Annotated in this window: 9 protein-coding genes; 5 read left to right on the top strand and 4 right to left on the bottom strand. The window is 72.3% G+C overall.

What is annotated here, in order from left to right:
* Positions 1 to 46 precede the first annotated feature (46 nt).
* A complete protein-coding gene (gene secA2 / locus Actkin_RS04765) occupies positions 47 to 2,392 on the bottom strand; it encodes an accessory Sec system translocase SecA2 (RefSeq protein ID WP_258906103.1) in 2,346 nt (781 codons plus the stop codon).
* Positions 2,393 to 2,542: 150 nt separating this feature from the next.
* Between secA2 and Actkin_RS04770 the strand changes: the two genes are divergently transcribed.
* On the top strand, positions 2,543 to 4,084 hold the full coding sequence (locus Actkin_RS04770; RefSeq protein WP_258906104.1) for an alpha/beta hydrolase: 1,542 nt from the start codon (positions 2,543 to 2,545) through the stop codon (positions 4,082 to 4,084).
* On the opposite strand, the gene Actkin_RS04775 is transcribed toward Actkin_RS04770, so the two are convergent.
* From Actkin_RS04775 to Actkin_RS04785, 3 genes are read right to left on the bottom strand one after another with little or no spacing between them, the layout of a single operon-like run.
* Complete coding sequence (locus Actkin_RS04775) at positions 4,047 to 5,582, bottom strand: MFS transporter (protein WP_258906105.1); 1,536 nt, start codon at positions 5,580 to 5,582, stop codon at positions 4,047 to 4,049. The genes Actkin_RS04770 and Actkin_RS04775 overlap by 38 nt on opposite strands.
* Positions 5,582 to 6,265: an LppX_LprAFG lipoprotein gene (locus Actkin_RS04780; protein WP_189208210.1), complete on the bottom strand. Its 684-nt coding sequence runs from the start codon at positions 6,263 to 6,265 to the stop codon at positions 5,582 to 5,584. The genes Actkin_RS04775 and Actkin_RS04780 overlap by 1 nt, the downstream gene beginning before the upstream one ends.
* A 51-nt stretch (positions 6,266 to 6,316) precedes the next feature.
* Entirely contained in the window at positions 6,317 to 7,279 is a 963-nt protein-coding gene (locus tag Actkin_RS04785) for a GlxA family transcriptional regulator (RefSeq protein WP_258906106.1), read from the bottom strand.
* Between the two features lie 80 nt (positions 7,280 to 7,359).
* On the opposite strand from Actkin_RS04785, the gene Actkin_RS04790 reads away from it, so the two are divergent.
* The 4 genes from Actkin_RS04790 to Actkin_RS04805 all read left to right on the top strand — a co-directional run bounded on the left by Actkin_RS04790 (position 7,360) and on the right by Actkin_RS04805 (position 15,073).
* Complete coding sequence (locus Actkin_RS04790) at positions 7,360 to 8,643, top strand: MFS transporter (RefSeq protein ID WP_396122978.1); 1,284 nt, start codon at positions 7,360 to 7,362, stop codon at positions 8,641 to 8,643.
* A gap of 17 nt (positions 8,644 to 8,660) precedes the next feature.
* Positions 8,661 to 10,004: a type I glutamate--ammonia ligase gene (gene glnA, locus Actkin_RS04795; protein WP_189208207.1), complete on the top strand. Its 1,344-nt coding sequence runs from the start codon at positions 8,661 to 8,663 to the stop codon at positions 10,002 to 10,004.
* A 14-nt stretch (positions 10,005 to 10,018) separates the two neighbouring features.
* The gene (locus Actkin_RS04800; protein ID WP_189208206.1) at positions 10,019 to 11,476 is read left to right on the top strand and encodes an amidase family protein; all 1,458 of its coding nucleotides are present in this window, start codon (positions 10,019 to 10,021) and stop codon (positions 11,474 to 11,476) included.
* Positions 11,477 to 11,596: 120 nt separating this feature from the next.
* Positions 11,597 to 15,073, top strand: a complete 3,477-nt coding sequence (locus Actkin_RS04805; RefSeq protein ID WP_258906109.1) for an FkbM family methyltransferase — start codon at positions 11,597 to 11,599, stop codon at positions 15,071 to 15,073.
* Positions 15,074 to 15,399 lie beyond the last annotated feature (326 nt).

Here is a 15,399-nt window from a genome sequence, read left to right on the forward strand (position 1 = left end):
TCCTCCTCCACGTTTTCGCCTGACAGGCGAAAATGTGACCGGCGTGTCAGCCCTTGGCCTTCACCTTCCGCATCATGGCGCGGACCCGCTGCAAGGCCTGCTCGGCGTCGGAATCGAAGGGATTGTCGTGGACCATGTACGTCCACGTCGAGGACGGCCTGCGCAGGCCCGCCTGCTCCAGATCGATGCCGTCGACGGTGACCTCGGCGGTCTCCAGGGTCTCCGCCGAGCGTTCGGCGACGTCCCTGAGCAGGCCCTTGAACTCGCCGATCGCCGCGCGGTGGAACTCGTCGATGGGCGTCTCCCTGGCCAGGGCGCGCAGGTGGATCGTCTCCCGCACGTCGGACAGGAACGCCAGGTGGTCCGACCAGCGCCGGTCGACGTGGTGCAGCACGATCCGGCGGGCCACGCCCACCAGCACGTCGTCGTCGAGCTTCTCCACCAGCTCGGCCCACCGGTCCGGGCAGCGCTCCTTGAGCTCGCGGGCGGCCAGGTCGGTGCGCAGCACGTCGTCGCGGAAGTCCAGGACGATCCTGCGCTGCTGCTCGATGAGCCGGGTGTAGCGCCAGGTGTTGCGGTGGATGTCGAGGTTGACGCCCTCGGCGACGCGCTGGGCGTGCCCGATGAACCGGGTCGAGGTGGCGTCGGTGAGCCTGCCGTCCTCGTCCGGCTCGCCGCCCGCCGTCGCCTCCGGGGCGTACTGGAGGACGAGGTCGTCGGCGAGACTGGCGAAGACCACCGAACCGCCGGGGTCGCCCTGGCGGCCGGAGCGGCCGCGCAGCTGGTCGTCGAGCCTGCTGCTGGTGTAGTGCCCGGTGCCGATCACGTACAGCCCGCCCAGCTCGGCGACCTTGTCGTGGGCCTCGGCGTCGCCGTCCGACCCGCCGAGCCGGATGTCGGTGCCCCGGCCCGCCATCTGGGTCGACACCGTGACCGCGCCGTACGCGCCCGCGTCGGCCACGATCGCGGCCTCCTCGGCGTCGTTCTTGGCGTTGAGCACCACCGGCGTCACGCCCGCCTCGGTCAGCTTCCCGGCCAGCCGCTCGGACTCGGCGACGTCCATCGTGCCGACCAGGATCGGCCTGCCGGTCTCGTGCACCTTCACGATCTCGGCCAGCAGCGCCTTCTCCTTGGCCTCGACGGTGTCGTAGACCCGGTCCGGCTCGTCCTCGCGCACGCACGGCTTGTTCGGCGGGACCACCGAGACCTTGAGCTCGTAGAACTCGCGCAGCTGCTCGGCCACCGCGGTCGCCGTCCCGGTCATCCCGCACACCGTCTTGTAGCGGTTGACCAGGCCCTGCACCGAGATCGAGTCCAGCACCTCGCCGCTCTCGGTCGGCTTGAGCTTCTCCTTGGCCTCGACCGCTGCCTGCAGCCCGTCCGGCCAGCGCTGCAGCAGGGCGATCCGGCCACGGGAGGTGTTGATCAGGTGGACCTTGCCGTCGCGGACGATGTAGTCGACGTCGCGCTCCAGCAGCGCGTGGGCGTGCAGGGCGGCGTTGACCGCGGCGAGCCGGTCGCTGTGCTCGCCGGAGTACAGGTCGATCCCGCCCAGCGCCTTCTCCACGATGCCCGCGCCGCGCGTGGTCAGCCAGGCGTTGCGGTTGTCCTCGTCGCGCTCGTAGTGGTCGCCCGGGCGCAGCGACCGCACGACCGCGGCGACCTCCTGGTCGTCCTGCACGTCGTCGGTCGCGCCCGCCATCACCAGCGGCACCCGCGCCTCGTCGACCAGCACGGAGTCGGCCTCGTCGACCAGCGCCACGTCGGGTTCGCCCTGCACCAGGTCCTCGACGTCGAGGGCCATCCGGTCGCGCAGCACGTCGAAGCCGATCTCGCTGACCGATCCGTAGGTGACGTCCTTGGCGTAGGCCGCCCGCCGCTCCTCCTGGGTCGACCCCTGGGCCACCCAGCCCACGGACACCCCGAGCAGCGCGAACACCGGAGCCATCCACTCCGCGTCGCGGCGGGCCAGGTAGTCGTTGACCGACATGACGTGCACGGACCTGCCCTGCAGGGCGTACCCCGCCGCGGCCAGCGCGCCCGCCAGCGTCTTGCCCTCACCGGTGCCCATCTCGACCACGCGCCCGTGCAGCAGCTCCATCGCGCCGATGAGCTGCATGTCGTAGGGCCGCTCACCGATCCCGCGGCGGGCCGCCTCCCGGCCCAGCGCGCACAGCTCGACCATGGCCTGGCTGTCCAGGGCCTTGTCGCCCGCCTTCCGGCGCAGCTTCTCGGCAGAGGCGGTGAGCTCGGCGTCGTCGAGGTCGGCGACCCGCTCCTCCCGCCACTCGATGGACTTGAGCAGGTCCGCGTACTTCTTGAGGTCGACTGTGGCGGGCCGATCCAGCATCCGCTGGAACCGGCCCCTGACCCGTGTGAGCAACCCAGCCACGTCCGATGGCCACCTTCCTCAGTCGCCTGTGTCGGTCGACACGCGATTCTCGAACCCTGCCACCTAACGTCGGAGGATGACAGGTCGGTTCCGCGAACGCGGAACAGGATCGGGTCTTCGCTGGTGACGGCTTTTTGACACACTGGCCGAGTGCCCAGAACGCGTGCCGCCGTGCTGCTCGTCGCCCTGACCCTCCTGACCGGCTGCACCGTCCACGTCACTGGTGTACCCACCGCGGGCAACGTCGAGCACAACGGCCCGGCAGGCCCGGTGCCGCCCGGCCTGGAGCGCTACTACGCCCAGCCGCTGACCTGGACCGACTGCCGCCCGCTGATCCACGACGACCAGAGCAAGGCCACCTTCGGCAACCCCGACGCCCGCTGCGCCAAGCTCACCGTCCCGCTGGACTACGCCAAGCCCGAGGGCCGCACCATCACCGTCGGCGTCCTGCGCATCCCGGCCTCCGGCGAACGCCGGGGCGCCCTCGTGGTCAACCCCGGCGGACCAGGGGTGTCCGGCATGGTCGCCGCCGTCTCGCTCGCCCCGAGGTTCACCCGGACGAGGCTCGGCGAGAGCTTCGACCTGGTCGGGTTCGACCCGCGCGGCATCGGCGTCAGCGAGCCCCAGATCCGCTGCCTGACCGACGCCGAGGCCGACGCCGACCGCATGGAGCCCGCCGAGGACACCGTCGCCGAGGTCGAGGCGGAGAACAAGGACTACGCGGCCAAGTGCGCCGAGCGCAGCGGCGGTGCCGACGTCCTGGCCAACATGGGCACCCGCGACGTCGTCCGCGACATGGACGTGCTCCGCTCCGCCCTCGGCGAGGAGAAGCTGACCTACCTCGGCTACTCCTACGGCACCCGCATCGGCACCGCCTACGCCGAGGCGTTCACCGGCAACGTCCGCGCCATGATCCTCGACGGCGCCGTCGACCCGCTGGAGGACCCGGCCCAGCAGGCCATCGGCCAGGCCAAGGGCTTCGACAAGGCCCTCGACGCCTTCTTCGCCCAGTGCACCGACTGCCTCATCGGCGACGACGACGCCCTCACCGAGGCCGTCGAGGCCCTGGAGGACAACCCGCTGCCGGTCGGCAGCCGCGCACTCTCCGCATCCGACGTGGTCACCGGCATCGCCGCCGCCCTCTACGACGACCAGACCTGGCCGATCCTGCAGCAGGCCCTCGACGGCCTCGCCGAGGGCGACGGCGCCCAACTGCTCCTGCTCGCCGACCTCTACCTCGGCCGCGACCAGAACGGCGAGTACTCCAACGCCACCGACGCCCTGATCGCCGTCCGCTGCGTCGACGAGCCGCGCATCACCGACCGCACCGAGGCCGAGCGCGTCGCCGACGAGATCGCCGAGGCCACCGAGGGCTCCTTCATCAACGGCACCGAGCCGCCCCTGCCCGCGCTGGACGTGTGCGCGTTCTGGCCTGCCCCCAACACCTCCGAGCCGCACCGGCCCCAGGTCGACGGCCTGCCGCAGGTCCTGGTCATCTCCACCACCGGCGACCCCGCGACCCCGTACCAGGCGGGCGTCAGCCTGGCCAAGGCCCTCGACGCCCGGCTGCTCACCTACGACGCCGTCCAGCACACCGCGTTCCTGCAGCGCGACCCGTGCGTCGACGACGTCGGCGTGGCCTACCTGCTCGACCTCACGCTTCCCGCGGAGGACCTGACCTGCCAGGGCTGAGCAGCAGCGCCAGCACCGCGCCCGCCGCGCACAGCACCGCCGTGATCAGGAAGATCTCGGTGTACTGGGTCAGCAGCGCCTCGTTGACCGCGGCCCGGTAGTCGGCCAGCTCCCGCGCCGCCACCTCCGGGTCCTTGCCGAACGGCAGCGGCACGGCCAGGTCGGCCGTCAGGCTGTGGAAGCGGTGCAGCCCCCACGCCGACAGCGCCGCCACCCCGACCAGCATCCCGGTCATGCGCGCCACGACCACGCCCGCCGACGCCACCCCGTGCTCGCGCGCGGGCACGGCCTTGAGCACCGCCGCCGACAGCGGGGCGATGACCAGGCCCAGCCCGAGGCCCGCGATCACCAGGTCGGTGTCCAGCCTCGGCAGCCCCAGCGGGTGCGGCGAGGACAGCACGTCCTGCGGCCAGTACGACATCAGCAGGTAGCCGACCCCGGCGACCGCCATGCCCAGGACCGTCACCGGCCGGTCGCCGAATCGGCCAGCCAGGACACCCCCGAGCACCGCGCCCACCGGCAGCGCGACCAGGAAGCGCAGCAGGAGCAGCACCCCGCCCTGGTCGTCGCGGCCGAGCAGCGTCTGCGCGAACAGGTCGACGTTGACCAGGGTGACCATGAGCGCGCCGCCCGCGGCCACCGAGACGCCCAGCGCGACCAGGAACGGACGCATCGCGACGCCCGCCGGATCGATCAGCTTGGTCGCCGCGCGCCGCTCCCACACCAGGAACGCGACGGCGGCCACGACCGCGCCGATCAGCACCGGCAGACCCCACGGCGGCAGCACCGCGTCGCGGGGGTTCGGGTTGTAGAGGCCGACCACGGCCAACCCCAGGGCCAGCGCCAACAGCAGCCCACCGATGACATCGACGCGGACCGGGGTGCGTTCCCGCGCGGGCACGCTGACCTGGATGACGACCATGGCCAGCAGCGCGAGCGGGACGTTCACCCAGAATACGCCGCGCCAGCCGGAGATCTCCAGCGTGTTCGTCCACAGCGGAATCGTTGCGACCGCAACCCCATACAGGGGGCCGAGAACGCTGCCCAGCTCCTGCGCGCCGCCGACCGCGCCGAGAACGGTCGAACGACGCCGCTCGCTCCACAGGTCGGCTACCAGCGCCATCGTGACGGGAAGCAGCGCCCCGCTCGCGATGCCCTGCACCACGCGTCCGACCACCAGGACCGTGAGGTCCGGGGCCATCGCGGTGACGACCGAGCCGACCAGGAACCCGCCCAGGCAGATGTGCAGCACGAGCTTGCGCCCGAACCGGTCGGAGGCCTGCCCCAGCAGCGGCATCGCCGCGATGTAGCCCAGCAGGTAGCCGGTGACGATCGGGGTGACCTGCTCCAACCGGTTCAGCGGGATCTGCAGATCCTCGATGATCTGCCGGATAACGCTGACCACGACGTAGGTGTCGAGCGCGCCGAGCAGCACCGCCAGCCCGGCCGCGCCGATGGCGATCCGACGGCCGCGGACCGGGTTGTCCACAGTGGTCATCAGGCGGGCGGGGTCACCGTGACGGGAACGTCCACGTCGGACAGCGTCAGGTCCACGGTCGCGGGCTCGCCCTCACCGGCCAGCTCGACGGACGCCTTGACCGGCCGCTTCGTCTCCTCGCTGACCCACACGGTCAGCCGCGTGTCGCCCGTCACGCCCGGGACCAGGCCGGACACGTCCTGCTGCGTCGCCGTGCCGGTCACCTTGAACGCGGACTCGCCGCCGACGTCCTCCCGCGCCTCGGTGCGCGCGTCCTTGAGGTTCGCCAGCACGTGCGGGACGCCGCGCGCGGGGTCCAGGATCGCGGAGGGGTCGTAGAGGCTGCTGGTCAGCGCCGCAGGCAGCTGCTGCCAGCCGCCGGTCGGACCCTTGATGTAGAGGCCGTCGTCGACGAGCACGAACTCGCCGTCGAACAGGTTGCCCATCAGCGTCAGCTTGACGGTGCCCTTGGCCGAGCCCTCCCGGGTGAGGTCGCCGTCGGCCTCCTGGACCGGAATCGCCGACACCGACCCGTTGACCTTCAGCGTGAAGTGCGCGCTGGAGATCGTCTTGCTCGCCTCGGCGGCCTCGCGCAGCACCTGGGCGGCGTCCGGCAGCCCGCCGGGAGCCTCCTCGGTGGACGAGCACCCCGCGGCCAACCCGACCGCCAACAGCATCCCGACGACTACCCGGCGCGTGACCATGCCGCGAATGGTAGATCTCCCCGCCTGAGAACGGGTCAGCGTGGCACCGGTTCAGCGTGCGGGCCGAAAAGTTCTGCGGTACGCGAGCGGGGACACCCCGATCGCTGTGCGCAGGTGCTGACGAAGCGAGGCCGCCGTGCCCAGCCCGCACCGCCGGGCCACCTCGTCCACCGGCAGGTCGGTGCTCTCCAGCAGGTGCCGCGCGCGTTGGACGCGCTGCCGGATCAGCCAGGTCCCGGCGGACACCCCCGTCTCGGCGCGGAACCGGCGGGAGAACGTCCGCACGCTCATCCGGGCGTGCTGGGCCATCGACGCCAGGTCCAGCGGCTCGGCCAGCCGGTCCAGCGCCCACGCGCGCGTCGCCGACACGCCGTTGCCACCGCCGGTGGGCAGCGGCTGCTCGATGAACTGCGACTGCCCGCCCTCCCGCCACGGCGGCACCACGCAGTACCGCGCGGCCCGGTTCGCCACCTCGGTGCCGAAGTCCGACCGCACCACGTGCAGGCACAGGTCCAAGCCCGCCGCCAGGCCCGCCGAGGTCAACACGTCCCCCTCGTCGACGAACAACACGTCCGGATCGAGGTCCACCCGCGGGTAGAGCTCGCGGAAGGCCGGGGCGAACCGCCAGTGGGTCGTCGCCCGCCGCCCGTCGAGCACCCCGGCCGCGCCCAGCACGAACGCGCCCGTGCAGATCGAGATCATCCGCGTGCCGGGCCGGACGAGGGCGAGCGCCGCGGCCAGCTCCGGCGACAGCACGCCCTCACGGCGAGGACCGACGGCCCGCGTGCCGGGCACGATCACCGTGTCGGCCTCGGCCAGCGCCTCCGGCCCGTGGTCGAGCACCGCGCTGAACCCCGTCGTCATCCGCACCGGCTTCGAGTCCACCCCGCAGACCGCGACCTCGTACAGCGGCCGCAGGTCGGCGTCGACGGCGGCCGCCATGACCAGCGACGGGATGCACAGGTCGAACCCGACCGCCTCATCGACGGCCAGTACGGCCACTCGGTGTGCCATGGCCAGATCTTTACACATATTGGCAATCTGGCCACTCGTCCCCGCTCCGCGCGCTAGGCAGGCTCACCGTCGTGACCCGACTGGAGGAGCCCGCGACACGCCTGCGTCGTCCGCATTGGGCTTGGTTCGTGGCAGGCACCGCGTTCGTCGCCCTCGTCGGCGCCGCCGGGTTCCGCGCCGCCCCGAGCGTGCTGATCGATCCCCTGCACCAGGAGTTCGGCTGGTCGACGGCCACCATCTCGGCGGCGGTGTCGGTCAACCTGCTGCTCTACGGCCTGATCTCGCCCTTCGCCGCCGCCCTCATGGACCGCCTCGGCATGCGCCGGGTCGTCGCGGGCGCCCTGCTGCTGGTCGCCGCGGGCAGCGGCCTCACGGTGTTCATGACCGCGAGCTGGCAGCTGCTGCTGTTCTGGGGCGTCTTCGTGGGCGTCGGCACGGGGTCGATGGCGCTCACGTTCGTCGCCACCGTCACCTCCCGCTGGTTCGTCCGCCACCAGGGCCTGGTCTCGGGCGTGCTGACCGCCGGGGGAGCGGCGGGCCAGCTGGTCTTCCTGCCCCTGGTCGCGCACCTGTCCACCGACCACGGCTGGCGCACGGCCTCACTGGCGGTCTGCGCGGGCGCGCTCGCCGTCGTCCCGCTGGTCCTCCTCGCCCTGCGCGAACGTCCGGAGGACGTGGGCGCCACCGCGCTCGGCGCGGACCCCGACGCACCCCCGCCCGCCCCGCCCTCGGGCGTCCGCAGCGCGGGCCGGGCCATCACCGTGCTGCGCACCGCCGCCCGCAACCGCACGTTCTGGCTGCTCGCCGCAGGCTTCGCCATCTGCGGCGCGTCCACCAACGGCCTGATTGGCACGCACTTCGTCCCCGCCGCACACGACCACGGCATGCCCGCCACCACCGCGGCGGGCCTGCTCGCGCTCATCGGCATCTTCGACATCGCGGGCACCATCGCCTCGGGCTGGCTCACCGACCGCGTCGACCCGCGCGTCCTGCTCGGCGTCTACTACAGCCTGCGCGGCGCCAGCCTCATCGTGCTGCCGCACCTGTTCGCCGCCACCACCGAACCGCCCATGTGGGCCTTCATCGTCTTCTACGGCCTGGACTGGGTCGCCACGGTCCCGCCCACCGTCACCCTGTGCCGCCGCGTCTTCGGCGCCGACGGCCCCATCGTCTTCGGCTGGGTGTTCGCCGCCCACCAGGTCGGCGCGGGCGTCGCAGCCCTGGGCGCGGGCCTGATCCGCGACCACCACGGCGGCTACGACCTGGCCTGGTACGTCGCGGGCGGCCTCTGCGCCATCGCCGCCGTGCTGTCGCTGCGCATCCGGTCACAGGCAGCGGCCGAAGGAGCGCCCACCGCCCGGTGATGTCTACGCTGCGCCTTATGGATCGCCAGCAAGACTTCGTGCTGCGCACGCTCGAGGAGCGCGACATCCGGTTCGTCCGGCTGTGGTTCACCGACGTGCTGGGCTTCCTCAAGTCCGTCGCCGTCGCCCCCGCCGAGCTGGAGGGCGCCTTCTCCGAGGGCATCGGCTTCGACGGCTCGGCCATCGAGGGATTCGCCCGCGTGTACGAGTCCGACATGGTGGCCAAGCCCGACCCGTCGACCTTCCAGGTGCTCCCGTGGGAGACCCCCGGCGGCGAGCCCTACTCCGCGCGCATGTTCTGCGACATCGCCATGCCCGACGGCGCCCCCTCCTGGGCCGACCCGCGCCACGTCCTGCGCCGCACGCTCTCGCGCGCGAGCGAGGCCGGGTTCACCTGCTACGTGCACCCGGAGATCGAGTTCTTCCTGCTCAGCAACCTCCCCGCCGACGGGTCGGCCCCAGAGCCCGCCGACAACGGCGGCTACTTCGACCAGGCCAGCCACGCGACCGCGACCCACTTCCGCAGGCACGCCATCGAGACCCTGGAGGCCATGGGCATCTCGGTGGAGTTCAGCCACCACGAGGGCGCCCCCGGCCAGCAGGAGATCGACCTGCGCTACGCCGACGCCCTCACCATGGCCGACAACGTCATGACCTTCCGCTACGTCGTCAAGGAGGTCGCCCTGACCCAGGGCGTGCACGCCTCCTTCATGCCCAAGCCGTTCACCGACCAGCCCGGCTCCGGCATGCACACCCACGTCAGCCTGTTCGAGGGCGACCGCAACGCCTTCTACGACGGCGAGGACCCCTACCAGCTCTCCGCCACCGGCAAGGCCTTCGTCGCCGGACTGCTCCGCCACGCCCGCGAGATCTCGGCGATCACGAACCAGTGGGTCAACTCCTACAAGCGCCTCATCGTCGGCGGCGAAGCGCCCTCTGCCGTCTGCTGGGGCCACGCCAACCGCTCGGCCCTGGTCCGCGTCCCGATGTACTCCCCGGGCAAGGCGTCCTCCCGCCGCGTCGAGATCCGCTCGCTGGACTCCGCGTGCAACCCGTACCTGGCCTACTCGGTCATCCTCGCCGCGGGCCTCAAGGGCATCGCCGAGGGCTACGAACTGCCCCCCGCCGCCGAGGACGACGTCTGGTCCCTGTCCGACGCCGAGCGCCGCGCGGCTGGCTACGCCCACCTCCCGCAGAACCTCGGCGAGGCGCTGGCGGAGATGGAGAACTCGGAGCTGGTCGCCGAGACCCTCGGCGAACACGTCTTCGACTTCTTCCTCCGCAACAAGCGCTCGGAGTGGGACGCCTACCGCCGCAGCGTCACCCCCTACGAGCTCCGCACGATGCTCCCGGTCCTCTGAGTCGGACAGCCGAGGTGGACATCGCCGAGTTCCAGCAGCTGCGCGCCGCGGGCCGGACCACCGCGCTGGAGCAGACCCAGGCCTGCCGCACGCGCATAGCCCAAGTCGACCCGCTCCTGCGCGCCGTCCTCTGCCTGGCCCCCGACGCCGAGGCGCAGGCGCGCGCCAGCGACGAGCGCGCCGCCACCGGCACCCTGCGCGGACCCCTGGACGGCGTCACCGTCCTGCTCAAGGACAACATCGACACCGCCGAGCTGCCCACCACCGCGGGCTCGCGCGCGCTCGCCGATCTGCGCGCGCCCAAGGACGCCGCCATCGTCGACCGCCTGCGGGCGGCCGGGGCGGTGATCCTCGGCAAGACCAACCTCTCCGAGTGGGCCAACTTCCGGTCCACCCACTCGATCTCCGGCTGGTCGGCCGTCGGCGGCCAGACCGGCAACCCGCACGTGCTCGCGCACAACCCCAGCGGCTCCTCGTCCGGATCGGCCGCCGCCGTCGCCGCGGGCATGGCGCACATCGCCATCGGCACCGAGACCAACGGGTCCATCGTCAGCCCAGCGGGCTACTGCGGCGTCGTCGGGCTCAAACCGACCAGTGGGCTGTTGCCCACCGACGGCGTCATCCCGATCAGTCCGCACCAGGACGCGGTGGGCGTCCTGGCCCGGACCGTCGCCGACGCGGCCCTGACCCTCGCCGTGCTGCACGGGGTGGAGAGCCCTGCCCGGGCAGGACTCCCGACGGCGGGTCGGGTGGCAGACCGGGACGAAACCGGTCTCGACCTCGCCGGGCTCGCGGCGCGAGCCACCCCGGCGGCACTGCGGGGACGGCGACTGGGCATCTGGCGGCGGCCGGGGGACCCGTTCGTCGACCGCGTCCTCGCCGACAGCGTCGCCGCCCTCACCGAGGCCGGGGCCCGGTGCGTGGACGTCGACCTGCCGGACCTGGACGAGATCGATGAACGGTCCTGGTTCGCCCTGGTGGCGGAGTTCCGAGGCGCGCTCGACGAGTACCTGCGCACACGCCCGGGCGGCCCGGCCTGCCTCGCCGAAGTGGTCGCGTTCAACCGTGTCGACCCGATCGAACTGTCCCGCTTCGACCAGGACATCTTCGAGCTCGCGCTCGACGCCGACCCGCGCCACCGCGACCACCGGCCAACCGCCACCAGGTTGGCCCGCGCCGCGATAGACCGGACCATCGCCGCACACGATCTCGACGCCGTCCTCGCCCCCACCAACGGGCCCGCCGAGGTGACCGGAGCCCCCGGCTCCCCCATCGACTCGGCAACACCCGCGGCCGTCGCCGGATATCCGGCCGTCACCGTCCCCGCGGGGTCGGCTGGGCCACTGCCCATAGGCATCACCCTCCTCTCCGGCGCCCATCGGGACGCCCATCTGCTGGCCACAGCCGCCGCGTTCGAACGGCTGGTCCAGGCCAGGAAGGACCCGGAACTCCACCCGGTCCTCCCGGTCTGACATCTCCAGCCTGCCGACCCCGCCCCGGCCCCGTCACGGCCAACTCCCGGCCTGTGGATAACTCGACTTCGCCCAACCGGGGGTAGGCGGGAAGACGGCGGAAAGCACTAGGTTGGCCGGGTGCCCGACGTGTCCCCGCCGGTGATCGCCTGCACGGTGGCCGCCGCAGCCGAACTGCCCGCCGCCCGTGTCACCGCCCGCACCTGGCTCGAGCACCACCCCGGCGGTCGGTTCGTCCTCCTGCTCGTGGACGCCGACGCCGAGCCCGACGTCCTGCGCCCGGCCGACATCGGGGTGACCGACCTGGCCGTGCTGGCCACCGGGCACACCGCGGCCGAGGCCGCCGCCGCGCTGCGCCCCCGCCTGGTCGAGTGGCTGATCGCCCAGCACGACCGCCCGGTCCTGCTCCTCGCCCCGCACGTGCGCGTCTACGCGCCCGTGGCCGACCACCTGGTCAACGCGCTCGGGGACGCTGCCCTGCTGCTGGTCCCGCGCGTCCTGCGCCCGCTCCCCGACGACGGCCTGCGCCCGACCCCCGCCGACCTGCGCGCCGCGGGCATCTACGACGGCGGCCTGATCCTGGCCGCCCCCGGCGCCGAGCACTTCCTGCACGCCTGGGCCGACACAGCCCAGGCCGACCCCGCCCGCGCCGCCGAGATCCTCGACGGCGCCCCCGCACTGGTCGACCACCGCGTGCTGCGCGATCCCGGCGTCGGCCTGTCCCGGTGGAACGCTGCCCAGCGCCCGTTGGCCAAGGCAGCCGACCACACGCTCACGGCCGCGGGTGCTCCCCTCCGCACGGTCGACTTCACCGACTTCGACCCGGCGCGCCCCTGGCTGCTCAGCGCGGCCATCACCGATCACCCGCGCGTCCTGTTGTCGGAGTTCCCGCTGCTCAACAGGCTCTGCGCCGACTACGCCACCGAACTCGACGTCCCCGCGACCACCCCGACGGTGCGCTTCGGCAGCCTGCCCGACGGCACGGAGATCCCAGCTCCGCTCCGCGCCGCCTACCGCGCGGCACGCCCCGCAGAGCGCCCACCGGCGGCCACCGACCCCACCGAGTTCCTGCGCTGGGCCTGCGCCCCGGACGCCGAGCACCCCGGCCTCACCCGCTGGGCGGCAGCAGTCTGGTCGAGCGACCCTGACCTGCGAGAACGGTTCCCCGACCCCAGTGGAGCGGACTATCGCGCCTGGTGCGCGACCGACGGCGTGCTGACTGGACGGCTGCCACAACGCGCGATACCAGGAGCACCGGGCGAGGTAGCCCTGCTCGACCAGATCGGTGTGACCGTGCTGGGGGAGGGCGTGCTCGCCGAGCGCGTCCGTCGCGCCGCCGAGGCGTCCGGCCTTCCGGTCGCCGATGACTGCCGTTACCCGGTCGTCCTGCTGTGCGATCCGCTGGTAGCCGCTCCCAAGAACCGCTACGTCATCGCCGTGCGGGAGAGCGTCGGTCCGCTGCCAGACGGAACCGCGGAACGCTGGTTGGCCTGGCCGTCCCTGGCGCCCGCCGCCGACGGCGTCGCCACCCACACCGTCCCGCTCCCGGTCGTCGACCCGGGCGCCCGCGACGATCCCGACTTCGCCCGCACCGCGCTCGACCTGGGCGAAGGGCCGGTCTTCGTCGCGCTGGCCGACGGCTCGGAAGCCGTCATCGCCGCCTTCACCTCGGCCTTTCCCGAGCGGGAGGACGCCCGCCTGGTCCTGCTGGTCCCCGAGCCGGTCGCGCGCAGCGAGGCCGCTGAACGCCTTCGGCTGACGTCCGCGAGCGACCCGCGCGTCCGGCTGGTCACCGACGAGGACCGCTTCCCGCGCGCGATAGACGCCGCGACCTGGGCAGTCTCGCTGCACCCGTCGGACCATCCACAAGCAGGACAGGTGCAGCAGTGGCTGATCGCGACCTCGCTGCGCGGCGTCCCGGTCATCACCACGGCCGGTGGGTTGGCCGCCGAACTCCTGGGCGGTGACGGCTGCGTCGCCCTGCCCGAGCAGCAGCGAGCGCGCGCGTTCCGCGAGCTGGCCGACGATGTGGCCGTTGCTGACAAAGTGGGCACCGCCGCGCGTACGCACCTGTCCGAGGTGCTCTCGCCCGCGGTGTCGGGAGCGGCTATCCGCAGACGCACGGAACTGGCCTACCGGGGGTGGCGCGCGGAACGGGCGCTGGCCGCCGCGACCGAGGAAGACCCGCTGCGTCCGCTGCTGGCCGCCAGGCACGCTCTCCTGCGCAAACCCGACGTCGACGCCGGGTACCGCATCCCGATGGCGCCCGCGCTCCGCCGTGGTGTGCTGCGCGTGCTCAACCACTACGACGCGCATCTGACCTGGGTGATGTCCGCGCTGCTGGAGGGTGTGGAGCGCACGGCGGCCGGGTTGGTCGAGCGCCAGGACCGCATCGCGGCCGCTGGTGCTGGCGTCGACGGGGACCTGCTCCGCGCTGATCTGGACCTCATCGCGGAGAGGAATTCGCAGCTCGGGAGGCAGATCGCGGCGACAGGCGAGGAGGTCGCGCGGCTGCGCGGCGAGGTCGCCGACGGGGTCCGCACCGTAGGGGACTTCGCGGCTCTCGTCCGCAAAAACCAGACCAGACGAGCCGATCCCGCTGTCGGGGACCAGGTGCGCGCGCTGACAGAGGCGTTGGAGAGCAGCCAGGCGCGGATAAGCGCGTTGGAGGAGCGGCTCTCCCGCGAACTCGCCGACCGCGACGCCCGGCTCGACGTCGGCCGGTGGTCCGCCGACCAGGCCCTTCGTGCCACAGATGCGCTCCGGCGAGTCGTGGTCAGGCAGCACGAGCGGGTTGAACCCGATGACGTCGGCGTGCCCAGCTCGCTGGTGCTGTGCGACGCGGGTCTGATCCGGCTACCGGCGCAGGACAGCGTCATGTCGGCGGTCCTGTCGAGCAACGGTGTCTGGGAACCCGAGGTCGCCGAACTCGTCGACTCCCTGATCGAGCCCGACTCGGTGTTCCTCGACGTGGGCGCGTACGTGGGCTACCACTCCCTGCGGGTGCTCGCGCGGTTGGGGACCAGCGGCACGGTCGTCGCGGTCGAGCCGGACCCCGACGCGGTGAAGTTGTTGCGCCACAACGTTTCCGCCAACGTCGCCCCGGCTGTCGCCGAACGGCTCGCGGTCGTCACGGCGGCGGCGTGGGACGGGCAGGCGGACCTGGTGGCCACCCCCGCGGCGGGCGGTGGGTACCGAGTGGGACCCCAAGATCCAGAAAGCGTGATCACCACCACATCGGGTGAATTCGCGATCGCGGGCGTCCGGCTCGACCGCGAGCTGACCGCCGTCCCGGCCGCCGCCGGGCAGCGGTTGTCGGTCGTGAAGGTGGACGTTCCGGGCCGTGGGCACCGGGTTCTCGGGGGTCTCGTGCGCAGGCTCCGCAAGGACCGGCCGAACGTGATCGTGGCGATGGACGGGCCGCTGACCAGCGGTTTCGGGGATGACCCCGCCGTCGTCCTGCGGGAGTTCCGGACGTGGGGGTATGAGCTGGTGCGCCTGGGCGACGACCGCGCGGTGGCACCCGACGACGTGCTCGACGAGGTGCTCTCCGGGGCGGTGCGCACCCTGTGGCTCCGACCCGCCGCAACGCGCTGACCAGCCGATTTGACTTTGCTGATCGAAGCCGCGTAACTTTCTCCCTGTCGCACGGAGCGGCCGGAACGAAAGCGGGACTAGCGCCCGATCGGGACGGACACTCCAACCGGGTCGAGCGGGTTGACACCGCGAATCGGACCGAGTAACGTAGTGCGTCGTTGCCCGAGCCAGAACTTCCGGTAAGGATCTTCGATCCTCCACGGGTTGGTCGGTGGGCAAAACCAAAGCTAGGCAATACCAGCCTCCTGAGGCGTCGCCTGTGCGGCCTGATGGATGTGCGTGTGTTGTTTGAGAACTCAACAGTGTGCCGATGAAAGCCAGTAGAG

Source organism: Actinokineospora sp. UTMC 2448 (genome assembly GCF_024760565.1).
GTDB classification, from domain to species: Bacteria; Actinomycetota; Actinomycetes; order Mycobacteriales; family Pseudonocardiaceae; genus Actinokineospora; species Actinokineospora fastidiosa.